This is a genomic window from Paenibacillus periandrae (genome assembly GCF_022458865.1).
Lineage (GTDB): Bacteria > Bacillota > Bacilli > Paenibacillales > NBRC-103111 > Paenibacillus_S > Paenibacillus_S periandrae.
In genome coordinates this window covers 312,682-335,960 of record NZ_JAJNMU010000003.1, presented here as the reverse complement: position 1 = coordinate 335,960, position 23,279 = coordinate 312,682, and the positions used below count along the sequence as shown (strand labels likewise).

General features: G+C 44.5%; 23 protein-coding genes. 8 read left to right on the top strand and 15 right to left on the bottom strand.

Annotation, left to right across the window (positions count from 1 at the left end; translation table 11 throughout):
* Positions 1-75 precede the first annotated feature (75 nt).
* Positions 76-435, top strand: coding sequence for a MerR family transcriptional regulator (locus tag LRL21_RS06435; RefSeq protein WP_240414927.1), 360 nt, complete (start codon positions 76-78; stop codon positions 433-435).
* 274 nt (positions 436-709) lie between these two features.
* On the opposite strand, the gene LRL21_RS06430 is transcribed toward LRL21_RS06435, so the two are convergent.
* The 9 genes from LRL21_RS06430 to LRL21_RS06390 all read right to left on the bottom strand — a co-directional run bounded on the left by LRL21_RS06430 (position 710) and on the right by LRL21_RS06390 (position 8,332).
* Positions 710-1,351: an HAD family hydrolase gene (locus LRL21_RS06430; RefSeq protein WP_240414926.1), complete on the bottom strand. Its 642-nt coding sequence runs from the start codon at positions 1,349-1,351 to the stop codon at positions 710-712.
* A 1,176-nt stretch (positions 1,352-2,527) separates the two neighbouring features.
* On the bottom strand, positions 2,528-2,968 hold the full coding sequence (locus tag LRL21_RS06425; RefSeq protein WP_240414925.1) for an exo-alpha-sialidase: 441 nt from the start codon (positions 2,966-2,968) through the stop codon (positions 2,528-2,530).
* Positions 2,895-3,710 (bottom strand): YwaF family protein, encoded by an 816-nt coding sequence (locus tag LRL21_RS06420; protein ID WP_240414924.1) that lies wholly within the window; start codon positions 3,708-3,710, stop codon positions 2,895-2,897. The genes LRL21_RS06425 and LRL21_RS06420 overlap by 74 nt, the downstream gene beginning before the upstream one ends.
* Positions 3,711-4,868: 1,158 nt before the next feature.
* A complete protein-coding gene (locus tag LRL21_RS06415) occupies positions 4,869-5,921 on the bottom strand; it encodes a copper amine oxidase N-terminal domain-containing protein (RefSeq protein WP_240414923.1) in 1,053 nt (350 codons plus the stop codon).
* A 611-nt stretch (positions 5,922-6,532) separates the two neighbouring features.
* Entirely contained in the window at positions 6,533-6,883 is a 351-nt protein-coding gene (locus LRL21_RS06410; protein WP_240414922.1) for a GTP pyrophosphokinase, read from the bottom strand.
* Positions 6,880-7,290, bottom strand: coding sequence for a DUF6508 domain-containing protein (locus LRL21_RS06405; RefSeq protein WP_240414921.1), 411 nt, complete (start codon positions 7,288-7,290; stop codon positions 6,880-6,882). The genes LRL21_RS06410 and LRL21_RS06405 overlap by 4 nt, the downstream gene beginning before the upstream one ends.
* Positions 7,291-7,438: 148 nt before the next feature.
* On the bottom strand, positions 7,439-7,777 hold the full coding sequence (locus tag LRL21_RS06400; protein ID WP_240414920.1) for a hypothetical protein: 339 nt from the start codon (positions 7,775-7,777) through the stop codon (positions 7,439-7,441).
* Positions 7,778-7,815: 38 nt separating this feature from the next.
* The gene (locus tag LRL21_RS06395) at positions 7,816-8,094 is read right to left on the bottom strand and encodes a hypothetical protein (protein ID WP_240414919.1); all 279 of its coding nucleotides are present in this window, start codon (positions 8,092-8,094) and stop codon (positions 7,816-7,818) included.
* 1 nt (position 8,095) lies between these two features.
* Complete coding sequence (locus tag LRL21_RS06390) at positions 8,096-8,332, bottom strand: helix-turn-helix transcriptional regulator (RefSeq protein ID WP_240414918.1); 237 nt, start codon at positions 8,330-8,332, stop codon at positions 8,096-8,098.
* 692 nt (positions 8,333-9,024) lie between these two features.
* Here LRL21_RS06390 and LRL21_RS06385 point away from each other — a divergent pair.
* Positions 9,025-9,774, top strand: coding sequence for a sensor histidine kinase (locus LRL21_RS06385; protein WP_338044583.1), 750 nt, complete (start codon positions 9,025-9,027; stop codon positions 9,772-9,774).
* A gap of 29 nt (positions 9,775-9,803) precedes the next feature.
* Positions 9,804-9,968, top strand: coding sequence for a response regulator (locus LRL21_RS06380; protein WP_240414917.1), 165 nt, complete (start codon positions 9,804-9,806; stop codon positions 9,966-9,968).
* A 60-nt stretch (positions 9,969-10,028) separates the two neighbouring features.
* Here the strand turns inward: LRL21_RS06380 and LRL21_RS06375 are convergent, their stop codons facing one another.
* The 5 genes from LRL21_RS06375 to LRL21_RS06355 all read right to left on the bottom strand — a co-directional run bounded on the left by LRL21_RS06375 (position 10,029) and on the right by LRL21_RS06355 (position 15,909).
* The gene (locus tag LRL21_RS06375) at positions 10,029-10,559 is read right to left on the bottom strand and encodes an aldo/keto reductase (RefSeq protein ID WP_240414916.1); all 531 of its coding nucleotides are present in this window, start codon (positions 10,557-10,559) and stop codon (positions 10,029-10,031) included.
* A 165-nt stretch (positions 10,560-10,724) separates the two neighbouring features.
* The gene (locus tag LRL21_RS06370) at positions 10,725-12,026 is read right to left on the bottom strand and encodes an MBL fold metallo-hydrolase (protein ID WP_240414915.1); all 1,302 of its coding nucleotides are present in this window, start codon (positions 12,024-12,026) and stop codon (positions 10,725-10,727) included.
* Positions 12,027-12,064: 38 nt separating this feature from the next.
* Positions 12,065-13,732, bottom strand: a complete 1,668-nt coding sequence (locus tag LRL21_RS06365; RefSeq protein ID WP_240414914.1) for an ABC transporter permease — start codon at positions 13,730-13,732, stop codon at positions 12,065-12,067.
* Between the two features lie 46 nt (positions 13,733-13,778).
* On the bottom strand, positions 13,779-14,873 hold the full coding sequence (locus LRL21_RS06360; RefSeq protein WP_240415089.1) for an ABC transporter substrate-binding protein: 1,095 nt from the start codon (positions 14,871-14,873) through the stop codon (positions 13,779-13,781).
* A 70-nt stretch (positions 14,874-14,943) separates the two neighbouring features.
* A complete protein-coding gene (locus LRL21_RS06355) occupies positions 14,944-15,909 on the bottom strand; it encodes an ABC transporter ATP-binding protein (RefSeq protein ID WP_240414913.1) in 966 nt (321 codons plus the stop codon).
* A 287-nt stretch (positions 15,910-16,196) separates the two neighbouring features.
* On the opposite strand from LRL21_RS06355, the gene LRL21_RS06350 reads away from it, so the two are divergent.
* The 5 genes from LRL21_RS06350 (at position 16,197) to LRL21_RS06330 (ending at position 22,033) form a co-directional block, all read left to right on the top strand.
* The gene (locus LRL21_RS06350) at positions 16,197-17,102 is read left to right on the top strand and encodes a LysR family transcriptional regulator (RefSeq protein ID WP_240414912.1); all 906 of its coding nucleotides are present in this window, start codon (positions 16,197-16,199) and stop codon (positions 17,100-17,102) included.
* A gap of 75 nt (positions 17,103-17,177) precedes the next feature.
* Positions 17,178-18,038: a hypothetical protein gene (locus LRL21_RS06345; RefSeq protein ID WP_240414911.1), complete on the top strand. Its 861-nt coding sequence runs from the start codon at positions 17,178-17,180 to the stop codon at positions 18,036-18,038.
* Between the two features lie 241 nt (positions 18,039-18,279).
* Positions 18,280-19,827 carry a spore germination protein gene (locus LRL21_RS06340; RefSeq protein WP_240414910.1) on the top strand — a complete coding sequence of 516 codons (1,548 nt, stop codon included), beginning with the start codon at positions 18,280-18,282 and terminating at the stop codon, positions 19,825-19,827.
* Entirely contained in the window at positions 19,824-20,921 is a 1,098-nt protein-coding gene (locus LRL21_RS06335; protein ID WP_240414909.1) for a GerAB/ArcD/ProY family transporter, read from the top strand. The genes LRL21_RS06340 and LRL21_RS06335 overlap by 4 nt, the downstream gene beginning before the upstream one ends.
* Positions 20,921-22,033, top strand: a complete 1,113-nt coding sequence (locus tag LRL21_RS06330) for a Ger(x)C family spore germination protein (protein WP_240415088.1) — start codon at positions 20,921-20,923, stop codon at positions 22,031-22,033. Before LRL21_RS06335 ends, LRL21_RS06330 begins: the two co-directional genes overlap by 1 nt.
* Positions 22,034-22,091: 58 nt before the next feature.
* Here LRL21_RS06330 and LRL21_RS06325 read toward each other — a convergent pair whose 3' ends face one another.
* A complete protein-coding gene (locus LRL21_RS06325; RefSeq protein WP_240414908.1) occupies positions 22,092-23,261 on the bottom strand; it encodes an MFS transporter in 1,170 nt (389 codons plus the stop codon).
* Positions 23,262-23,279 lie beyond the last annotated feature (18 nt).

Sequence of the window (23,279 nt, the reverse complement as noted above, 5' to 3'; positions counted from 1 at the left end):
TTTAACGATATTTATAAGTTACTATGCTACACTTAGTGTAGGTCAACAAATAATTTTTAATAAAAGAGGGTTAGTATGTTAACGATTGGAGAAGTGGCGAAGGAAGTCGGGATCAATATTGGAGCGATCCGCTTTTACGAAAGAAAGGGACTGTTGAAACCTGCTGCCCGAAGCGAGCAGAATAACCGTCTTTATACGGATGATGATCTGAGCTGGCTAGTTTTTATTAAATGTCTTCGCGAAACCGGGATGAGTGTGGAGGACATCAAAAAGTATTATGATAAGGTGAACGAAGGAACCTCAACCCTGCCGGAGAGAACCAAGCTGATTGAAAATCAAAAGCAAAAGCTGCTGAAAGATATTGAGGAGAAGGAAGCGCAGCTCGTTCATTTGGAAGAAAAACTGAAGCGCTACTATCGCGGGGAAAATTATTAATATAAGCGGGGTCATATAGACGGTTCTGGTGCAAGGATTTAAAAAAGTTCGCAGTTACCCGGCAACCTTTACTTTGTCTATGCCACTAAACCAAATATCTTATTTAGCCATTCAACAACAGTGAAGACAGTCGAATTATCATCGGCCTGTCCTTTCCTTATCATATGTAAAGCCATTATAATGATGGGATTATTGGTCCGAAAATTTATAAGTTGTTTCAACACAAAAAGCAACGATTTAAATCGTTGCTTTTTGTGTAACCCTGAATGCTCTCTCAAGTTACATTCAGGATAATGTCCTTTAGTTCAATCAGAGTCTTGATTCGATAGCTGGCCTGTGAGAAGTCATGTGTTTTTGTGAAGTCGTTATGGACAATAGCACAGTCGATTCCAGCCGCCACGGCTGAGTTCAACCCTCTGTTTGAATCCTCTACAACCAGGGTCTCTTCTTTGGTAGCTCCGAAGCGTTTTAGGCCGGTCAGGTATGGTTCCGGGTGCGGCTTGGTGCGCTCGTAGTCTTCGCGAACAAGGACGAATTCCATGAATTGTCTAATCTGGCGCTTTTCATGAATAAGTTGAAAATCCGCACGTTTTGCAGTCGTCACGATGGCCATGTGGACGTACTTTGACAGTTCCGCTAGAGTTTCAACTACGCCTTCAATCTCTATGGCTTCTGTTCTTAGATATTCCTGATAATAGACGTTGCGGACCTCACGTTGCTTGCTGATGGTCTGTTCATCAATACCTGCCGCCCTAGCTTGGGACCAAGTGCCCAATGACTGGGTCATGTCGCGGAGGTATTGATCTTTATCCAAGGTAAATCCAATGTCATCCAGAGCGCGTTCTCCCGCTTTGTAATACCAGAATTCAGTATCAACCAGAACACCATCATGATCGAAGAGTATGTACTTTTTCATTGTTTCGTTCTCCTTCGTCAGCTGCGGCAACCATGCCTACAGATCCTAATTTGGGGATTGTAATCACATTCCAATCGTCCTTCTTTACTGTAAACGACGTCCATCCAAGGCACTCTCCTTACGGCATGTCATATTGAAGAAGCTGGTGCAATAACCGTATATGGTTATTCTATTCTGCGTGCTTCCGAAATGGAGCAACATTCTGTGGTGCACCTGGTCGTTGAGGTCAGTCTAAAACTCGGGCTCGAGGCACCATTGACTGCCGACCTCCCTTCGCCAGCCGTAAGTCAATTATATCGCAAACGTCCATTTGCATCATCTGATGGTGCCGCGTTACGGCATGGCCTCTAAAACATTATTATTTGCGGACACTTATAGATACCAATCGTAGTCCGTGAGTTTTCGAGCGAACCGACTGCTCATGCCGGGTCTCAGCCCATTGCCGATTGTCAGTAGGGAGGTCGACACCAAAAGGGCGGCTCCGAAGAACCGCCCGCTCACGCTCTTGAAAGGACCAATGCCCCTAACCCGCATTCTCGCAGCCTGCGCAGTGCCGCCCGCAGCGACAAGCTGCCGCACCCACTGCGTTACAGCGAGGTTGCCGGCGCTGCGCTGTAGCGATTGCTAGTCTTGGACCGGGGTCTGCGATCTCTGATATGTGCCCTGCCGCGAATCGGCCACCGCGCGCGCCATCATGGCGGACATTTGCCGCTGTAGCTTTTGCGAGTGACGCATCCTTGCTCTCCATACTGATGTGAGGCTTGCCTTATTTAGCGTAGCTACATTGTAAACGAAAAGGGATACGTTGGAAACCGCAGCCTACTACTCCGGCGGAGCCGAAATATGACTCCCCTGCCGTGGGTAGCGATAAAGCATAACAGGTCGAGTAAGACTCTCCATTGGGTCTTACTTAATTCTTCTTTTAATACTTTCATTCAAGGGCAAGGTCAATGTGAATTTTGAGAGGAAGCACACAGCAGCGGAGAGGGACATTTGTATCTATAAAAGCGGAACGGTCGCCTCCACGCTTTCCAAGAGAGAGCGGCTTCGTAAGCATACGCCTAAAATTTGACTCCAACCTTGGCATCTTAAATCAGGGAATCTGGTTTTAACAGATTGGAAGATCAAATGTCACTGAAACGGCTCCCTACGGCAAGCCCCTCTAATGCGCCGGCCTTACCCCCACCTCTCCAACGCCCCGAACGGAATCGTAATCGCGATCAGCTCGTTGCGGTTCAAATCGACGGCGATATAGATCGCCTGATCTTTCTCGTCCACGTAGCCGTCGGGGTAGTGGTATAAGTCGATTTCGCGGCGCGGCGGCAGAACGTGCTGCAGGTCGATTTTGACCGACCAGGTGTTCATATCGTCGGCCGATACCCACAGCTCGAACGGGTAGCGATATGTACGAGAGCTGTGTTTCAGCCAGTCGGGATCGGTTGCGATATCCGGGTTCGGGTGGCAGAACAGCGCGATCCGGCCATCCGCCAGCTTCAGCAGCCGCATCTTCACCGCCGCGTCGGGAATATCGGTCTGCTCGGCTTCACTCCACGTGACGCCGCCGTCGCGCGACACGGTCCGCCACAGCCAGCCATTGTATTCGTTGCGCATCAGCATGACCAGCTCGCCTGTCGACAGCCCTGCTCCTCCTTCTCAACATGAATGGCACGTACATCAGCATGAAAGTAACAGCGACAAAGAACTCCAGAGCAATCAAATAGATCGGGTACGGCCCCAAATAATCCATAACGGACGCCGTATCCGGCTTATGCCGGAGAAACATATAGTTCGCTTCCAGCCAATGGTCCAAGCCTCCTACGACAACGAGAGCTGCATTGAGGAAGATCATCGCGATCCCGATCGATTTGAAGGTGGGACGGTATTGTTCAATCCAGGTCATGTACAGAACGGCCAGAATGATCGCCATATGAACGATGAAGAAGTGAAAGAAGCGGAAGTGCGGGAACGAATAAAACAGATTAGGAGTAAAAATCGCTTGAGCAGCCCCACCCATCCCGGCAAAATAGACGATTTGATACAATAGATAGCTCCGGTTGAATAACATGATTGCCGACAAAATCAAGGTGATGCTGCATAACTCCAGCGGCAATGTATACCTAATGTCCCAAGCCTCTACGGTGACATACCAAGCGTTCAACATAATCTCCGGCAAAACCAGTGCGGCGATGATGGTGAAACGAACGGAATTTTTAAGAAGACGGTTGTTCCGTATTCGCCTCTTCATCGTATACAAAACGATCATGCTTGCGACAAGAATGATAATTGAAACCAGGTGTGATGCGGAGAACATGACGAACACATCCTCCAATACCGGATTAAAGAACAGACTCTCTTTCACACAGACCCCCACCAATCCTCTGTAATTTTATTGGTAATTTTTAGTTTACCTGATTGGCGCCATATGAACAGTACTATTTTGCTGTAGTACCCTCGCAAGTCGTTAGTCGCAAAATGAATCTTCACCTCACAATACTTGAGACTGAGAAAATATAGTATTATTAGACCTTTGTCTATTAGGATCATGACTTTAATAACTTCAATTATTATACATTTTTATTATTTATCCCAACACTATAGCTGGTACAGTGGTAAAAGTTCATGACTTTTTTACATGGTTCTATTACTTACCATTATGGGTTGCAGCGCCAATTGTTGGCATCTTGCTTATATCTTTAATGGTTTGGCTTTCCTTAAACCATATCGATCCTTCGGGGTAGTATTGATTCGAGTTAATATTAATGATTACCCGTTCCTGAAACACTTTCTGAAATCTTAGGACATGAGGATCCGAATACGACCAAAATATATACTTCCGTTAATAAAGAAACCTTAAGGTCAGTAATAATCTCAAACTCCTTGGAAAAAATTTAAAAGAAGCCGGCAGAGTACTTGGCCGGCTTCTCTTCGTCAAAATATGATTTTACGTGGGTCTGTAAAATAAAATATGTAACCTCTTAAACAGGAGAAAAATGGGAATACTAAAACTATATAAACCAACCGGACCGCAGGCCCACACATGAGCTTTTGAGTCTGTTCTTCCGTAAGTTTGCAAATGAGAAGCCGTGTACGAAATTTTTTATAGAGACCCAGATACACTTCGGGAAGTTCAACCATTTCTGGAAACCCTTTGTATATGGGCATTATCAGCCCTGCTATTTATCTACCCTTAACATCAATACTACAGACTATCTACCTATAATTACTTTTTAATATTGCTGCTTCTACATTTAACTCCATCTCTGCCAACGTGAACGGCTATGTTAGAAGCACGTCCTCCGAAAGCGACGGAGAGTCGGAAATCATCCGGATTTACGAGCGCAGACGGCTTAATTCTTCTGATGGCAAAGACATCGTCTTAATTAATGAGAAATGGTCGCCGTTGAGCAATCCTAATGCAACTAAGGAAAAAACAGCCATTTACTATGAAGGAAATGGCCAGAGCGACAGGATCCTCATTTGGGAAAAAGGAATGGAACTTCCTAAGGTCGCGCTGCGGCTAGTTGGAGACCGTAGCCACCTTTCCGTTATAATAAAAAATATGACGAGAATCAGGAGATTTGCCGTAAGTCCAATGTAAATAAATTAGTTTATTGGAGTGGTAAACACTAATGTCTGTGGGACGCCCCCATGACAAGAGAACCATGTCCTCGTCCATCCCATTCTCAATTTGCTGATTTTTAATCGCGTCTTTCGCAGAGGTGGACCAATTTTTCCCTGCAAATGGATTCGTTGTGTAAAGTTCCTTTTTTATATCTCCTGCAACTTTAAAGATATGACTGAATTCGCCTGCCTGACCGCTGAAGGTGACTTTTAGGCCATCATAACCAACAATATAAACTTCTTCGAGATGGTTGAGACCATCCCATTCAGCAGCATTTTTGTTAATGTAAAGGGGAATATCTTTATAACTACTAAATAAGAATTCAGCTTCGGAAGCGATATGATCTTTTTGTGCAAAATGATCCATGTCCACCTGCAACTGATTTTTGTAATCTTCATATGATTTATATTTCACTTCAGGTGTAGTTTTTTTGTATATGTTTTCATATGTATTCTTCCATGATTCATTAAGCTCATAGCTTTTTCCGGTGATAGTAATGGTTCTATCCTCCCCCCATCCTATGTCAGCAGCCAGATACTTTTGCAAAAAAATAATCGGTATATATATCACATCATTTTTGGTTAATACAGGAACCTCCATGCGTGAGCGATGGATAACGTCCTTTCCAGTTATGTTTTCTTTGGTAAAATCAAACCTATTAATAATATTCCCTCGAGGTGGGAAGGCTACTAGTCTATCAGGTAAAGCAATCTGGTAATATCCCGATCCCCTCTTTTGTACAGGAACCTGCAATTTTCCAAGCACACCCCACATAGGCACATAAATAGCATTATTTTCTACGATCGGTGGATAATCGTATTGGAAGGTTTCTCCATTCACAATAATCTGATATGGTGTACCATCCTCCTCTGCCATACTTTCATTCGTCATAGTAATCAAAAGAGATATTGTGAATATCATAGCCAAAATCCATTTGAATCTTTTCAATACATCCACTCCTATTTATTACAATATTGTTACTAATTTAGTCATTATATCTAAATTCTTATTCTTTGAAAACCAAAAATTTGGCTAAAAAGGTAATAACTACTACAGAAGAAAACTCGGACTGTAAACTAATCTTGGTATGGTGTGGACTATATTCTTCCATATCGTTTTTGATATTACATAATAATGTATAGTCTGACACACTCCTCATCCTACAAGGATTTTCGGTCATTGTAATCACCAAGATATTAATAAAAAGCTTTGATACCCGCTTAACATATTTAAGTGTTGCTGAAGTTAAATCATTAGGTATACTTTATCGAAATGAGCGAGTGCGATTAAAATAATCTTCTGCCCATCCTTTTTCGTTTTTTTCATCATTATTATAAAAAATTTTTCTACTTATGGGATAACCCCTATTTATTAGCTCTTGGCTTGAAAGTTCCCATTATTCGGTAAAGTGTGTTGACACAATGCACTCTAAATGTGTTGAGTAAACAGTCTGGATTGCACCACCAATATGAAATCAACGAACTGTTTGATTTCGAGCATATAATGCAAGCAATGCGAACATCGTTTTGTAAAAATTGTGGAGTGGGAGTAAATATTTCTTAAGCAAGCATATGCCACATAAAGAAACCCCCGTCGAGTGTCTTTACTTTCGCTGCAAGTGGATTCAACATAATCCTATCAATAAATTGTTCATATGACTCTTGATTTCTTCGGGTTAAACAGTCAATGGCTTGAATAATATGTTCAGAGAATCCATCATCTCGCAACTCATTGAAGGTATGCGATGTGTCCTCGATCAAATCATGTAATACAGCCACAATTCTTTCATCTTCTGTGGTTGCTGCTTGCATGACTCTCATTGGATGGATAATATAGGGTTGTCCACCTTTGTCAGTTTGTCCATCGTGCATTATTGCTGCTACGATAATGGCCTTATTTAATAAATTCATTCTGGGTTCCCCTTTTCATGGTTATCCACCAGTACCTTTAGTCTTTTCAATAATGCTAATATGACTCCCTTATCAATCATAGTTGCATACATTCCAGCGTTGAAACGGTCTGCTCGAATAATCGTTGTAAAAAGCTGCCTGATCGTAATTAAATCAGCATTGACGATTAATGATGGCGATTTGAAGTAAGTGTTGGCTTCTTCGATCCAATTTGTCCAATTAAATTGTACGATGATGTTGTTCTCATATAATATAGTTATAAAATGGCTTGCTTGATCATGATATGAATATGGATCTAAACTGAATTCTCTTGAAACATCGTATTTTTTGCCATTTGATTCGAAGTAAGGGATAAATTCTAATACAACTGTCGTGTTTTCAATACGAAATTCATGATTGTCAACCATAATATAATCTCCGTCCTGTTAGCCAACTCAAGTCGTTCCTTATCCATTATACTTAATCAAAGCGGCTCCAATCAGTCAGAAAACATATTTTGTATACAAAAAGCGTTGGGTATAATTCCGTTTACTCATTAATGTAAACTATCTCAATTTACAGTATTTCGTATATTTTAATACCTAGTAGTGCTACCCATGAGATTAAGATAATTACAGAGAGGATTGTTTCTTTGACAGTGTATACCGCTTGATTTTTGAAGCGGTATATCCATGATATTCCCCTAGCTAACAACCACAAGCCACTCATTGCAAGCCCAATCCATTCATTTCCATTGAAAGTATTTATACCTGCAATTAGTAAGACTCCATATTCTAATATTGTATTACTTATTACTTTTGAAGTTCTGAAAAATTCTCTTGTTCTTTCATCCTCTGTAATATTAGAATCTGATTTAATCAACATATTTCCAAAAATTTTGCTCAAATCAATCATCCTCTCAACTATGTTTCTACCATAGTTATCTATTAATTCTAAGATAGCCTTCTTCTCTCCAAGACTATAAAAATCACATAAATAATTAATACCCCAGAAAATAGGTAGTCATATATCGACTTATATGTAATCAAATCAAAAGTCCAATAATTGGATACAAGTGCAATTAAAGTATATCCTAAAAACAGTAAATTGAAAGCATAGCTCAAAGGCTTGTTTAAAATTCGATTCCACCGTTCATCTTTTCTTTCTCTTGTCATTAAAATAAGATTTAACAATAAACCAGCAACGAAAATGATCCTTATCACAACTTCCATTTCAATCTTCCTCCTCGTCATCTTCATATGGTTCGAATTTAAAAACCTCATTTATATTCTTGTCAAATACATGGGATATTGCAAAGGCGAGTTCAAGTGAAGGAATAAATTTATTATTCTCGATAGCGGCTATTGTTTGCCGCGTTATCCCAAGTTCGTTTGCTAATTCTGTTTGGCTCCATCTCCTTTCAGCACGAAGTAAGTAAACTTGATTACTAATAGTTCCAAAATCAAACATGTAAAAATCCTCCTTTCAGTTTTATTGTAAATTATGATTAACTAAATGTAAAGTATAATTAACATTATGTTTTGTATTAGTAACAAATTTATTTTTAAAACTACGACTGACCAATCGACTAACAAGGATTTCCAGGCACCTCTGTTGAAGTATATCGGCGAATGTTGGGACTCCGGAGTTGGAACGAGTACATCGTTCGTTCCGGAGAATGTGTTGTTTTTGTGGATGATGCACTCCCGACAGAAGAACTTATTAGGCAGACTCCAAAGTGTAAGCTATGAAACTTTTCATACTGAGAGACAACGATGGTCTTTACGGTTAATTGAAACAACTAAGCGTCGTCGCTTTAGAAGAAATCCAGCAAAATACCTTAAAGAGACAGAAAACAAGTACTGTGAGTTAATTGGTCAGTCGTAGAAAAAAACGCGCATACTCATCCAAGTTTTACCCTCCAGACTGTTACCAGCTTTCATCGGCTCGGACTTATTCGCTACTACGGAACGATCCGCCACCTCGCAGCCCATCGGTTTGGCTTTCCCCTTCGTGTTATACCTCTCCTACCTGTTCCACGTTTGCGGCAGGAGACTACGACGCTTCCCTCGGTCATCTGCACATTCTATTCCATCCATCCTGACCCTAATCACGTCGATGAGTCTTGCAGGTCGTATCCCTTTCGTGCTTTCCTGCAAGCTATGCTTGTCGCAAAGGTTTCCCCGTTTACTTGGCGGGTCACCCTACATCGCCGCCACCTCTGGTTCACCGCATTCCGGGCGGAGATTAAGCGGCGCCAAGCCAAGTTTATTGCTCTTCAGAACCAGATCAATCCCCATATGCTCTACAATACGTTGGAATCCATCCGTATGAAGGCGATTGTGAAAAAGGATGAGGAGATTGCCGGTATGATTAAGATATTGGCACGAATGTTCCGCTTGGCCTTGGGGAAAGAAGGCAGGCAGCATTCTATTAAGGATGAAGCGGAATACACAGTTAATTATCTATGGCTGCAGAATATCCGTTTTGATGACAAGTTCCAATTGGATGTTCGAATTCCTGAGGATATGCAGCGCTGCAGCATCATCCCACTAGTTTTCCAACCCATAGTGGAAAATAGTATTAATCATGCCTTTCGGGATTATAACCGGTTTATGAATATCATAATTCAAGGACATTGGACGGAGGATGGAGGAGTTTTGATTCGAATTTCGGATGATGGACTCGGGATATCTCCTGAAAAGTTCGAAGAGCTTTGCAATCTATTGGAAGATGCGGAATCGGACAAGTATAAGCTTAGGGAATCGGAAGAGGAGTTGAAGGAAAGAGGAATAGGCCTTAAAAATAAAGCCGAACGCATAAAAATACATTATGGCGAACGATATTATCTTAAGGTTCAGCCTGTGGAAGGAAATGGAACAACGCTGGAACTTGTGATACCGAAGCTCTGATTAAGTTGGTATAAAGAAAGGAGGAAGTCTTGGTGAAGGTGATCCTTGTAGATGATGAAAAGGGGATTTTGGACGGACTCCAAATTTTGATAGAATGCTACATCCCGGAATGTAAGGTAATTGGTGTAGCTCATAGTGGGCTGGAAGGCGTTAAATTAATTCAAGAACGGAAGCCCGATATAGTACCGTTGTAATTGACGATCTCTCCATCAGCGCTTCGATACAGCCAATCCGGATTGGGTAAAGCGCAAGCTTCATTCAACCGGCTGAAATCGAATCGGCTGTGCTTGCTCCAAGCGCTCCAGTGTCCAGTTCGAGCAGGCATAATAACGAATATGGCCCTGCCGCACATGCGTCTCCAAAATGTCAATCAGCGTCTCAACAGGAATATGTGGATCATCACGATGCAGATAATACAGATCAATGTAATCAGTACCCAACCTCTGCAGGCTTCCCAGGATGTCCTGCTCAATTTCTGCGGCTGATAGCCTAGAAACCAGCGGTGTATCCAGCAGCGGATGCCCACCTTTGGTCGCGATAATCAATTGATCCCGATTCCCTCTCTCCTTCATCCACCTACCCAAAAAACGCTCACTGCTGTTCGGCTCGATAGGCAGCCAGTTCGCATATACCTCTGCCGTATCAAGAAAATTGCCACCGGCTTCTGTAAACGCATTCATAATCCTGTTAGATTCCTCTTCACTAATCGAACCACCAATATCCGAGGTTCCCAAACAAATAACAGATGGCAGCAGATCTGTGTTTTTAACAGCTTTATACTTCACAATAACAGCCCTCCCGTTTGAATTACGGATTGATTTGACACACAACATTTATTATAGACAATGGCTTTGATCGAAGTCTACTTACTTTAATCGCCTGATCACAAAGAAATACCCCTGCCTGGTTTCCTTCCACAGGTAGAGGTAAATATGGTCATTGCTATTTGGCTATTCCCGCCAAGTATCCCCGGCAGACAACGCATGTATGTTAGTATACCCCTCTTTGCTCAGTTGTACACATACCGCAGCTGTCGCCTGCTGACTGGCATGGACCAGAATCGAATGCTCGCTTCCAAGAACGTCCAGCATGGCTCTGACATCGGGCAAACCCTGATGCACCTTATAGCGTATAAAATGTACCTGACCCGCATCATGTCCGAAAATCTCCATATGCTCCCGGGAGGCCATTAACAGCCGATGCGCACAGCTCCCCTTAGCCAAATGCCCCGTCAAAATAATGCTGCAGGCCTTATCCTTGGTCAACTGCTCATAGTACCATTGACCGCGAGCCGACTGCAGCATACCATCATTGGTCAATACGAGCCGACTCCCCTTTTCAGAAACCGCCTGAAGCCGCTGTGCTTCACTATCCACGAAAACAATTCTCGGATCCGCCAGGCAAGCCTCAATACGTGCTATCGCATCAGGCTGCAGCCATTCCGGTCCTTGCAGCAGCTGCTTCAATCCTGCAGTAATCTCCTGTTCAACATAAATAGGTACTTCGGAAAATTGCTCCCTTGCCCACAGCAGCATCTCCTGACTGCGTCCATAGGTTGGCACAGGCAGCAAAACCGGGCCGCCTTGTCTCAAGGTTTCATCGATTTGCTGTCGCAGCTGCTCCAGCTTCTGCTGTTGGGATTCTGTATCCATCCCATATGCGGCATCTATAATAGCCAGCTCGATGGGAGCCTCCAAATACTCCGGCTGAGGGCGGTCAGCAGCTAATAACAAAGATTCTGCTGTATAGTCACCTGAGTAGAATACCCGTCTGCCCTCTACATTCAGCAGCAGCCAGATGGACCCAGCCAAATGTCCGCTTCTTCCCCAGCATACGCTCAGTCCCGGCCGTATCGTATACCATTCGCCGGAAGGCGTTTGCTCTTCAATGAACTTGTACTGGATCGCCGATATATCCTTATCACGGTAAGGCAGCTCCGCATGACTGGAAGCCGCGTACCCCTTCCATGCCTTAAAATAGGAAGGAAGCTGCTCAAAGGTTGCTCTTGTCGTCCATACTTCGCCGGTATAGCCCATCGTATACAGCAGGGGAATGGCTATGGAATGATCCTCGTGGGCATGAGATAAAAATACCGCATTGAGCTGCGGAACCACATTTTCATCACACAGCGGGTACTCTCCCGCGCCCTCCTTCTTCACCCCACAATCGAGTAAAACACGTGTTTGGCCTTGTTCAATCAGATAGCAAGAGCGGCCATGCTCGCCAGCACCACCCCATACTGTTGCTTGCATATATACATTCACACTCCACTAGATGTAAGGTTTACCGATTACAAATTTTTCTTGGCCGTAATTCGATTCAGGGCAAGCAGCATTAGCGTCGTCAAACCGACCGATACGACAGCCATCGCCATCCCGAGCGATACCTTCCCCTGCTCAAACTGGGCAAAAATATAGGTAGCAGACGTTTCCATAGATGGCGGTAAAATCATCAGCGAGGCGACCAGCTCACGAACCGATATCGTGAACGTCATCATCCAGCCCGCCACCATACCCGGAATAATGAGTGGCAGTAAAATTCTGCGGAAGATGTAGGCCGGCTTGCCGCCAAATACCCGACCTGCTTGAAATAGCGAGTCGTCCAACTGGGCAAAGTTCGCTTTTACATATTGCACCGTATAAGGAAGGAAGAACACGACGTACGTCAGGACAACCATACCGTAGGTGTTATAGAGCGGGATCGGCATCCACGGCGAGTTCCAGAACAGGATGAGTCCAACGACAATAACGATGCCCGGCACCGTATTCGGCAGCAGAGCAAACAAATCGGTAATCCTTTGCGGCCATGATTGTGATTTACGAATCATCAATGCAAAATACGTGCCTAAAATCACTGCAATCGTTGCGGCAATCAGCGACAGGCTGAGGCTGTTCATTAACGCCTGCATACTCTTGGATCCCCAGGTCAGCAGATCGACATAATATTGTAGGGTCAAATTGTTCCATTGCAGGCCAACCCCGCGCAGCTTCATCAGTGAAGCGGCAATGATAGAGAAATACGGCACAACAATCGCCAGCCCGAGCAATCCGGCTATGTAACCCCAAGCCAGCAGCTTTTGCCATACGTTCATCCGGTATATTTTGCCTCGTGTTCCTTTACCGCCAACGAGCGAATACGTGAATCGCTGACTAACCAGAGTCTGCATGTACCAAATCAACAAGCAAGTACTTAAAAGTATCGAAGCCAATGCCGTAGCCTTGCCAAAATCAATCGGCCAGCTCGATATATATTTATGAATTTCCGACGTCAATACATAAAAGCCGATCTTTCTGCCAAAGGTCGCCGGTGTGCCAAATTCGGCAATCGTTTTAACAAAAATCAATAAGGCACCCATGGCGTAGCTGGACAGCAGAAGCGGGATAATAATACGTCGAAAGCTGTAAACAAATCCACCGCCATGCACACTTGCCGCCTCTTCCTTCGTACCCCCGATTTGCAGCAGCGCATTACGGAGAATCAGATACAGGAACGGGAACAAGTGCAGGCACATGATTACAATCATACCGAACATACTGAAAAATACTGGGGTAAGAAAAGCCGCCTTCGGTAGCAGCTGCTCCAAATAACCGTTCTTCTGCATGAACAAAATCCAGCCCATCGATCCGATGTAGGGAGGCGTCATAAACGGGATCAGCATAATGACATCCAGCCAGGTATGCCTGCTTAGCTGCGTACGGGCAAATATCCAGGCCAACGGCAGCGCCAGTACAGTCGTTCCCGCCACTACACAAATACCCAGCAAAATCGAATTCCAGAATACTTCAGCCAGTTCATTTTCCATAATGGCTCTGATCGGCGCCAGCAGATCCAGCTCACCGCTTGGATACACACTGGTTACAAATATGAAAAAAAGAGGGACGACCACAAGCATCGCCAGCAGCAATAGGGCAAGGGCCATCCCGAGTTTTTTATACGAAAACGAACTAGTATATTCCATAAGATCACTTCTCTATCTGGTTTCTGGTTATCGCTTTATTTACTGCTTATTTGAACAGCTGTGTGAATTTTTTCGTTACGGCATCACCGTTCGTGTCCATCCAGGTCCAGTCGATTTTCATTTGCGGAATTTGATCGACACCTGGACGATTCTTCGCTTTGATATCTTTGCGACCTGGCAGCAGGTACGTATCGGCGATCATCGCTTGTGCTTCATCAGACAGCAGGTAATCGATATAGGCTTTCGCTGCATCCGGGTTTTTCGAGGTTTTGATAATCGTTGCCGGACGCGGGCTGATTACAGTTCCGCTGGCAGGATAGATCATGTCGATCGGCTCACCTTTGGCTTTGGCCTGATAAGTCAGGTAGTCTACACCTGCAACGACAATACTTTTCGCACCAGTAATAACGGGATCCAAGGCTTCCTGATTCGCACCTGCCATAGCTACACCATTTTTCTTGTACTGCTCTAACAGCTCCCAGCCGCTTTCACCCTTGCCGCTCAAGTAACCAGTAACAAAATCAAGTGCAGAACCGGATAATGCCGGGTCCGGGATATTGATTTTGCCTTTCCATTCTTCCTTGGTCAGGTCAGCCCATTCCTTGGGAGGTGTCGGAACCAGCTTGGTGTTATAGCCGATACCAAGTGCAGATGCACTGTAGCCGAAGTAATGCCCGTCTTTATCTGACCATTCCGGAATCAGCTTATCAGCATTTTTAGCGTCTTTATATTCCAGTGTCATTCCGTTTTTCTTCAGGCCTTGCGTTGCAGGAAGTGAAGCAAGAATAACAACGTCAACGACCGGGTTTGCTTTTTCGGCTTCCATACGGGACAATACTTTACCTGTTGTGCCTTGGAACATTTCGATTTTCACGCCTGTTTTCGTTTCATAGCCCTTTTGAATAGCTTCCGCCAATTCCTTCGGCCCTGCGCTGTATACAACCAGCTTCCCGCTCAGCTTCTTCTCTTCTTTCTTATCCGCTGGTTTCACTTCTGTTGTAGCTGGAGCAGGATCTGCCTTAGGAGCTGCTCCATTATTAGGTGCGCTCGCTGTCGGCGCTGCCGTTCCACAACCTGTAACCCCAAAACCTACCATTGCCGTAAGCAGCATTAATGCGCTGTTTTTTAACCCTTTTGTCATTTTCAATTGAATACGCCTCCTCGTTTTGTGTGATGAATAAACATCGCTTTGTATGTATTCACCTTTTGGTTTAATCTGTAATTTCGTGAATATCTTCCCGACTTATATACATCTCAACTTCTTCGCCTATCGGCTTGCGTTCCCGGTCATAGGCCGTCCACAATCCCAAGCTGCCCATATCGAGCTGAATTTCATAGCGGTCTCCCAGATAACTGACGCTCTGTACTTTACCCCGATAAGCATCAACCGAGCCATTACGTACCCACTGGATTTGCTCTGGACGAATAAGCAGCTTGTCCTTGACCAGCCAATTCGATTTACCGATAAATTGGGCAATAAACGGATGCTGGGGGGTATTATAGATTTGCTCGGGAGTCCCCTTTTGCAAAATCTGTCCTGCCTTCATGACCACAATTTCGTCGGACATCGACATCGCCTCTACCTGATCATGCGTCACATACAAAGCTGTTAGCCCGATATCCCGTACAAGTCCGGTCAGCTCGATCCGCATTTCGTCCCGCAGCATGGCATCCAGCGCGCTTAGCGGTTCATCGAATAATACGAGCTGCGGCTTCATAACAACAGCCCTTGCAAAAGCGACCCGCTGCTGCTGTCCACCCGAAAGCTGATGCGGATATCGCTGCTCCAGCCCCTGCAGACGCACCATATCAACCGCTTCCTGAACAACTTGCTTGAGCTCCTTCGTCTTACCCGAGGCGCGCAGACCAAAAGCAATATTCTCGAATACGGTCATATGCGGCCATAAGGCAAAATCCTGGAACACCATGCCAAAATTTCTGCGGTGTGTGGGTCGATCAATCCGTTTGGCACTGGAGAACAAGATGTCATCCCCCAGTCTCAGCTCGCCCTGATCAGGTGTCTCAAGTCCGGCAATCATGCGCAGCAAGGTCGTTTTACCACAGCCCGAGGGCCCCAGCAAGGTCGTAAAGCGCCCTTGCTTAATGTTTAAGTTTGTTGTATGCAGCGCTTGAACGCGGTTGAAGCTTTTTTCCAAGCCTTGAATCACCAGATCCATGCCATTACCTTCCTTTTTCCCCTTAATCCCTGTCCTGCATAAATTTCTCTTGCTGTCGTCTTCCTAAACTTATTGTAGAGGCCGATCTTCATCAAAGTGTTATCGTCACGTAAATATTTTGTTAATTTTATCAATGTAATCTATTCAAACCTATAGATTTTATCTATACTAGTGCTGAAGTCGGTCGTCAATCACTCAATAAGGCTTACCATGCTGGCGTTCCATGAACGCCCTGAGATTATGCTTACGATGCCGGCGTTCCAAGAACGCCCTGAGGAAGGTGCCCCATGAACCTGCTTAAATTACAAATGGTCGAATTGATTGAAAAGCATAAGAAGGTGACGACTGTTGCTGATGCAATGGGACTAAAACAGCCCACTGTCTCCTTTCACATGAAAAATCTGGAGCAGGAACTGGGTGTCCAGCTGTTTGAATCGCGTTCAGGGAAGGTGCACCTGACCGAGGCCGGCAGATCGTTGTATCACTACTCGTTGAAAATCAATGCCTTGGCCCATGAGGCCGAACGTGTCGTCAAGGAATACGACCAGTTGGGTCGAGGCTCTTTGAAGATCGGTGCCAGCTATGTGCCAGGCACGTACATCCTGCCGCGTTTGCTGAGCAGCTTTACCCAAGCATACCCGCGTATTCAGCTGTCGCTGATCGTGAAGACAGCACCGGTGATCAAGGAATTGCTGGTCAATCATGAGATTGATCTGGGCATCATGTCATGCGAGCCCTTCCAGATGCCGCCGCTGCTGGGCGAAACGTTTTGCGAGGACGAGCTGGTACTCATATGCTCGCCGGAACATAAGCTGGCAAGCTACCCACAGCTGTTTCCCGATCAAATCCAGAGTGTACCGTTCCTGCTGCACAGCCCAGAGTCCAGCACTCGCCAATTGACGATGAAATGGGCACAGAGCAACCGTGTTGAGCTGAACGGGCATATCGAGCTGGATTCACTAGAGGCAATTAAGCAGGTGGTCATGCTGGGGGAAAGCATTTCCTTTGTATCCCGATTGGCTGTGCTGCGCGAGGTTGAACGCGGGGAGCTCGTATTCCGTCCAATTCCACAAAATCCATTCAAGCGCTATGTGTACTATGCCTACAATCTGGATCGTCGGCAATCAGCCTTACTGGAGGGCTTTATCCAGCATCTGTTAAATCCGGTTTACAATATCAACACAACACGCTAACATTCTGATAACAATCGATCTCTATAGTCATCCTTGTAAGTAATGAGCCATTCACTATAAGGGAGATGAAATGAAGTGAGAAAAAACAAGTGGTTAGGCGGATTGGCATCAGTCGTATGTACAGCCGTACTCGCAGTCAGCATGAGTATGCCTGCACCCGTACAGGCGGCAAGCAACATGGTCCCGGATTATGAAGTGAAGCTGTTAATGCAGCCAAGCGCCGTATTGGGTTCCGATGGAAAGCTGACCAGTACAGTAAGAGCAGCCTTCGGCATGCCAAGCACCGTTACCAAAATGAACGTTGAATTCCTTGATACCAATGCCAAGGACATCTATTCCAACACATGGATTCCCCGCATCCGCAAAACCGAAGGTGAAAGTGACTTCGAGCTTACCTACAAAAAACGTTATCCGATCATTAATGACAACATCACGGCAGCATTGACATTGGCCAATCAGGAAGGCTTTGATTCCTCTGACACCAATTACGATGCACAGGTCGAATGGGGTTATATGAATAAAACCTTAAGCATTTCCAACAAAAAAACCGGCAAAAAATCCGGCTACAGCGGCATGGACCTTCCTTCTGCCAGCGATTCCCGCAAGCTGTTAAAGGACAATGTTCCCGGTAAAATGGACAAATGGCTGTACAATGGCTGGGGCACGGATATGCTAAATGCTTCCCGTGTGTATGGTCCGGTGCTAGCCAAGCGATCAATCGGTACGTGGAGTGGTCTTGAAACGTATATCGAGGTTTGGCCGATCCAAAATGCCGCTGGTACAGGAATCGAGAATGTCGTTGAAATCTCCTTCAAAACAAACAGCAGCACCACCGCTTCAACCAAGCACGATCAGTTGATTACCTACCTGCAAAGTCAAGGCTGGTTCCTTGCACAGGATTCGTTGAAAACCCAGATGATTATGGACCGCTACTAAAAGCAGCAGCTATGGAATAGAAAAAGCCAGCCTTCATGTGAGAACATGAGTGCTGGCTTTTCGTATATTAGAGAGCTTGATCATGCTTTCCGTTCATCTGAACCGTACTTGGCTTATATTCCACGAGAAGCAGAACATTTACAGTTGATAGTCGATTCGTCATGTATCTATCTGCTGCTTTATGTCCATCCTTAAAATAGCTCTAACTATTTTACTAACTGCCAGGATAGGATGATGCTCGATGTTCTCGATTTTAAAGTTGTTGAAGAGAAATCGCAATTTCAAGTATCGATCGTCAAGCGACCTAACAAGCCCCCCAGATACTGTTCTCATTAACAACAAATTATCTGTTAATATCCAACACCTTAACCAATTGTTCAATCTGACACCCGATTTGATCATTCGGCAGATTCAAGTGGACCAGGCAGGAGCCACTACAGCACTTGCATATTTAAACGGTATGGTTGATAAAAAATCGATTAACAATAATATTCTGCGCGAACTGATCCATAAAGCAACCGACACGCAATCTGGAATAATGAGTACGGTTAGTGTAGGTGGCTTTCGTATAGAAACGGACTGGAATCAGGTTGAACAAGCAATTCTTCAGGGGGATAGTGTACTTTTTGTCGATGGACAGCCACGAGTCTATATCTTTGAGACGAAAGGTTGGCCACAAAGAGCGATTGAAGAATCTCGTGTTGAATCATCACTTCGAGGAGCGCATCAAGGCTTCGTAGAAACAGCGAGTCAAAATATTGCATTAATTCGCCGGTATATTCCCAACCGGGAATTGAAAATCAAGGAACAAATCGTAGGAGAACGCGGACAAACAAAGGTCTCCATCTTATATTTAGCTGACATCGCTAATCCGATAGAACTCAAGGAACTTGAATCGCGAATTATGCGGATTGATGCAGATGCCATCCTGAATACAGGTGAGTTGGTTGAATACATTGAGGATAATCCATACTCGCCTTTCCCACAGTTTATTTTGACTGAGAGACCTGATACCGCAGCATCCCATATCCTTCAAGGAAGATTCGCTGTGGTTGTAGACAAGTCCCCGTCAGTATTGATTGCTCCGGCCATCTTTGTGGCTTTTTTACAGAGTGTTGATGATTACGGCAGCCGTTGGTTGATTGCGTCTTTTATTCGACTTCTTCGGTTTTTTGCATTATTTATTGCTTTGTTTTTACCAGCTACCTATATTGCGCTCATATCCTTTAATTATGAAGTTATCCCCCTACAACTCATGTTATCGATTGCCGAAACTAGAACGCGTGTTCCCTTCCATCCCATCATGGAAGCCATTCTGATGGAGCTAACACTCGAAATGATGAGAGAAGCGGGAATTCGGCTGCCGACACCGATCGGTCAAAGCATTGGGATTGTAGGGGGCATCATCATCGGCCAAGCAGCAGTTCAAGCAGGCGTCGTCAGTAACATTATGGTCATTGTCGTTGCCTCTACCGCTATCGCTTCTTTTATTATTCCCAACTATGACATGGGCGCGTCCATTCGGCTTCTTCGATTTCCAATGATGCTGCTGGCCTCGATGTCAGGAATGGTGGGCATAGTTTGTGGAGCGATAGCCTTGGTTGGGCATTTCGTTTCGCTTGAATCGTTAGGCACTCCATATGGCAGTCCACTGGCGCCATGGAGATTTGCCGATATGAGGGATGTATTCATCCGTATGCCCCTATGGACAATGGGCAAGCGACCCAAAGGCACAAAAGCAGCGCAGTCAGACAAACAAGACCATTCTCGGGAAAGGGCGGACCCATGAAAAAGTACGCGTTTAACGAAATTACTTTGATGCAGTTTATTTTTATCATTCACGGTATTCAAGTAGGAACGGGGATATTCTCTCTGCCCATGGACGTAGCTGATAAAGCAGGATCAGACGGTTGGATATCCGTTATCCTCGCCTGGTGCTGCAACATCATCGTCAGTATTCTGATTGTGCAAACTTTCAAGAAGTACCCAAACGATACATTGCCGGATCTGTTGATCCGCCTGTTTGGCAAGCTTATAGGGAAGCTTCTCATCATCCCACTCACTGCTTATTTTGCATTTTGCGTATGCATCATCCTTTCCTCCACGATGCTCTTCATCAAGCACTGGTTTTTGCCGCTGACTCAGGACTATTTGGTTATGATATTACTCATTACTCCTGGGTACTTTGTTGCTCGCAAAGGCTTGCGCGTATTGGGTCGATACTGTGAACTCGTTTTTTATATGATGCTATGGATGCCTTTTATTCTGTTGATCCCTCTAAAAGACAGTCATTGGACTCACTTTCTTCCACTTTTGAAAGAAGGATGGAAGCCGGTCTTTAATGGATTACAAACGACTATATACTCTTATCTTGGTTTTGAAATCGTATTTTTTTTATATCCGTTTTTACAGAAAAAGCAGTTCGCTATTCGTGGAGTCATTATTGCCAACACCCTAACGTTGATCGTTTACCTGGGAATTACCTTGATCTGCTTCGCTTATTTCAGCCCTGACGATATCACGAGCTACAATCAACCTCTACTGAACTTGTTGAAAACAATCGAATTTCGTTTTCTCGAACGATTTGATATGATCTTTTTGGTTCTTTACCTGTTTGTCATTTCAACATCTTGGCTGCCTTATTCGTTTGCAGCTATCTTTAGTACAGGCCACTTGTTGGGAAAAGAAGCTCCTGCACCCTATGCCGCTATATTGTTTCTAGTGGTCATTACAATCATCATCGTTGTACACCCTTCGTGGAATCTGGTCCAACAATGGCAGCAATTCGTCAGTAAAATAGGAGTAGGGTACGCCTATGTATTTCCATTATTTCTTTACCTATACGTTCAAGTATATAGTCGATTTCGTAGGAGTGAATCCTGATCAAACACGTTTGCCTACTGTGCCTGCTGCTATCGATTTCACTCCTTTCAGGTTGCAGAGATCGAATCAATATCGAGGACATCTCGCTCTCCTTGTTAATAGGAATTGACCTTGATAAAGAGAACCAACTTCTTATGTCCTCATCCAGTCCGGTATTTAATAGAGAAGCGAAAGAGAAGGAGGAGAACACGGTTGTCAAAACCACTACACTTCGCCATTCAAGACAACAATTTGACGCCACGATCAACGCCTTAACAAGCAGGGGTAAGCTTCAAGTTCTGCTCATTGGCAAACGTGTTCTTCAGCACAAAGATTGGTTCCCTGTACTGGATTCCTTCTATAGAGATAGCAAAGATACAGTTATGACCCGTGTCGTTCTTGTAGACGGTCCGGTTTCAGATATCCTCATGTTTAAACATAAAGACAAACCGCGTCTACCTTTATATTTGACGAAGCTGCTTGACACCGCTCATCAACGAAATATTACAGTTATTACGTCACTTCAAGAGCTTCATCGTCAATTTTCGGATAAAGGATTGTCTCCCAGCATTTCGGAGCTTAAAAAGGATGGTGAAATTAAAGTGACCGGTACGGCTCTTTTGGATCGGTCTGGAAAATACAAATTATCCATTAATATAGATGAGACCCAACTGTTGAGAATTATGCAGCATGAAACGGATGGGCAGTTTACCTTTACGATTCATCTTCCACAGCAGTCAGGTGATAGTATTTTCCATGAAAATATGATGAGTTTTGTGCCTGAGGCCATTTCTGTCAAAACAAAGACGAATTACAAAGATAACAAGTTTATATTCGATATCGGGGTTAATATGAGAATTGCTATGAATGAGCGACTTTTTCCCTTTGACGTCAAGCGAAAAGCGCCTGAATTGGAAAAACAAATTCAGGAAGAGCTTCAAAAGCAATTTTCACAATTGCTCAAAAAGATCCAACATGCAAAAATCGATCCGATTGGACTCGGCCTGTATGCAAGAGCCTATGAGTATTCCCATTGGAAAGAAGTTCAGGATAGCTGGGGCGAAGCCTTGTCAAAAGCGGAAGTGCGAGTGAACGTACTGGTGAAAATTCAAGCAATGGGTGCGATGAAGTAATGGTATTTGCCTTCTCCATGAGAAAAAGGGACTATGCCCAAGTCATAATCCCCTCACCTTACAGCTGACTGCTATCCAGCTTCGCAAATACACCGTAGCGCCGATCCACCATATAAAAAGCAACCGTTGAGAGTGCTCCCATGACCGCCAGCACCAGAAACGCACTCTGGAAACCGAAGTGGGCTGCATAGACACCGCCAAGCATGCCGCCAATAATTTTGCCGACACTTAACTGAATGAGCGAATTCAGCATTTGTCCTGATGCCTTTAATTCCTTAATTACGTAAGTATTCACATACTCGGCCAAACACATGTAAAACAAAATATACGTCCCGCCATGAAGCACCCAGCTTAATATGTACGTAAACGGCGTTAATGCAAACGCATACAAACACCATCTTAATGTATGAATAAGCCCCGAGAACAGCAAAATATTGCGAATGCCAAACCGATCATAAAACCGTTGAAAAAAGATCATAAACGGAAATTGACTGAACGAGCCAATCGCAAGCCCAATCCCGATGACCTCCATGCTGATACCCTGCTCTTTACTATAAATGGCCTGAAATGAAAATAAAAAGCCCATCGCAATGGACAAGGATAGCGTGTATGCGTACAAAATTACCAATTGTTTATTTTTGAAAATACTGACCAGATTTACTTTCTTGCCGCTACTCTGATGGCCAGCCACCTTGGGAATGCCGAGCGACAGCAAAAAACAGCCAAACATAATGAGCGAGGTAAGCAAAAAAATCGTATTCAGATGCTCTGCAAACAACCAGCCCGCCGCCACCGAAACAATCGCATATCCGACTGAGCCGAAGGTTCGAATGCTCGAAAAACGTACAACACCTTTGGAGGAAAGCTCCAGTGTAATAGCATCGCTGAGCGGATTAATCGCAATCTGGAACAGACTGAATAAGGCCATTGCAATCAGCAGCGGTACAAACAGGTCACCCGCCCAAGGGATGAGCCATACCGTTAGGCTGGCACATAACGTACAAATCATCAAGATTTGATTTTTGGTCTTGGCTCTGTCGCTCAGTACTCCCCATATGGGTTGTGCAACTAATCCGATAACAGCTCCTATTGAGGTAAGAATTCCGATTTCCGAGTGTCCAATCCCCGCCTCTGTCATATAAATGCCGATATACGATGAGAACGTCCCGATACTCATATAAACAAAGGCATAAAATATCGCCAGGATTGTAACGTTTTTGCTGGGCATGCCGAGTATCCTCCCTAT

Excerpts from the sequence above, each read along its gene's own strand:
- LRL21_RS06435 (WP_240414927.1), top strand. The coding sequence starts at position 76 with ATGTTAACGATTGGAGAAGTGGCGAAGGAAGTCGGGATCAATATTGGA.
- LRL21_RS06430 (WP_240414926.1), bottom strand. The coding sequence starts at position 1,351 with ATGAAAAAGTACATACTCTTCGATCATGATGGTGTTCTGGTTGATACT.
- LRL21_RS06425 (WP_240414925.1), bottom strand. The coding sequence starts at position 2,968 with ATGCTGATGCGCAACGAATACAATGGCTGGCTGTGGCGGACCGTGTCG.
- LRL21_RS06410 (WP_240414922.1), bottom strand. The coding sequence starts at position 6,883 with ATGAATTTATTAAATAAGGCCATTATCGTAGCAGCAATAATGCACGAT.
- LRL21_RS06405 (WP_240414921.1), bottom strand. The coding sequence starts at position 7,290 with ATGGTTGACAATCATGAATTTCGTATTGAAAACACGACAGTTGTATTA.
- LRL21_RS06400 (WP_240414920.1), bottom strand. The coding sequence starts at position 7,777 with ATGATTGATTTGAGCAAAATTTTTGGAAATATGTTGATTAAATCAGAT.
- LRL21_RS06395 (WP_240414919.1), bottom strand. The coding sequence starts at position 8,094 with ATGGAAGTTGTGATAAGGATCATTTTCGTTGCTGGTTTATTGTTAAAT.
- LRL21_RS06390 (WP_240414918.1), bottom strand. The coding sequence starts at position 8,332 with ATGTTTGATTTTGGAACTATTAGTAATCAAGTTTACTTACTTCGTGCT.
- LRL21_RS06385 (WP_338044583.1), top strand. The coding sequence starts at position 9,025 with ATGCTTGTCGCAAAGGTTTCCCCGTTTACTTGGCGGGTCACCCTACAT.
- LRL21_RS06370 (WP_240414915.1), bottom strand. The coding sequence starts at position 12,026 with ATGCAAGCAACAGTATGGGGTGGTGCTGGCGAGCATGGCCGCTCTTGC.
- LRL21_RS06365 (WP_240414914.1), bottom strand. The coding sequence starts at position 13,732 with ATGGAATATACTAGTTCGTTTTCGTATAAAAAACTCGGGATGGCCCTT.
- LRL21_RS06360 (WP_240415089.1), bottom strand. The coding sequence starts at position 14,873 with ATGACAAAAGGGTTAAAAAACAGCGCATTAATGCTGCTTACGGCAATG.
- LRL21_RS06355 (WP_240414913.1), bottom strand. The coding sequence starts at position 15,909 with ATGGATCTGGTGATTCAAGGCTTGGAAAAAAGCTTCAACCGCGTTCAA.
- LRL21_RS06350 (WP_240414912.1), top strand. The coding sequence starts at position 16,197 with ATGAACCTGCTTAAATTACAAATGGTCGAATTGATTGAAAAGCATAAG.
- LRL21_RS06340 (WP_240414910.1), top strand. The coding sequence starts at position 18,280 with ATGTTCTCGATTTTAAAGTTGTTGAAGAGAAATCGCAATTTCAAGTAT.
- LRL21_RS06335 (WP_240414909.1), top strand. The coding sequence starts at position 19,824 with ATGAAAAAGTACGCGTTTAACGAAATTACTTTGATGCAGTTTATTTTT.
- LRL21_RS06325 (WP_240414908.1), bottom strand. The coding sequence starts at position 23,261 with ATGCCCAGCAAAAACGTTACAATCCTGGCGATATTTTATGCCTTTGTT.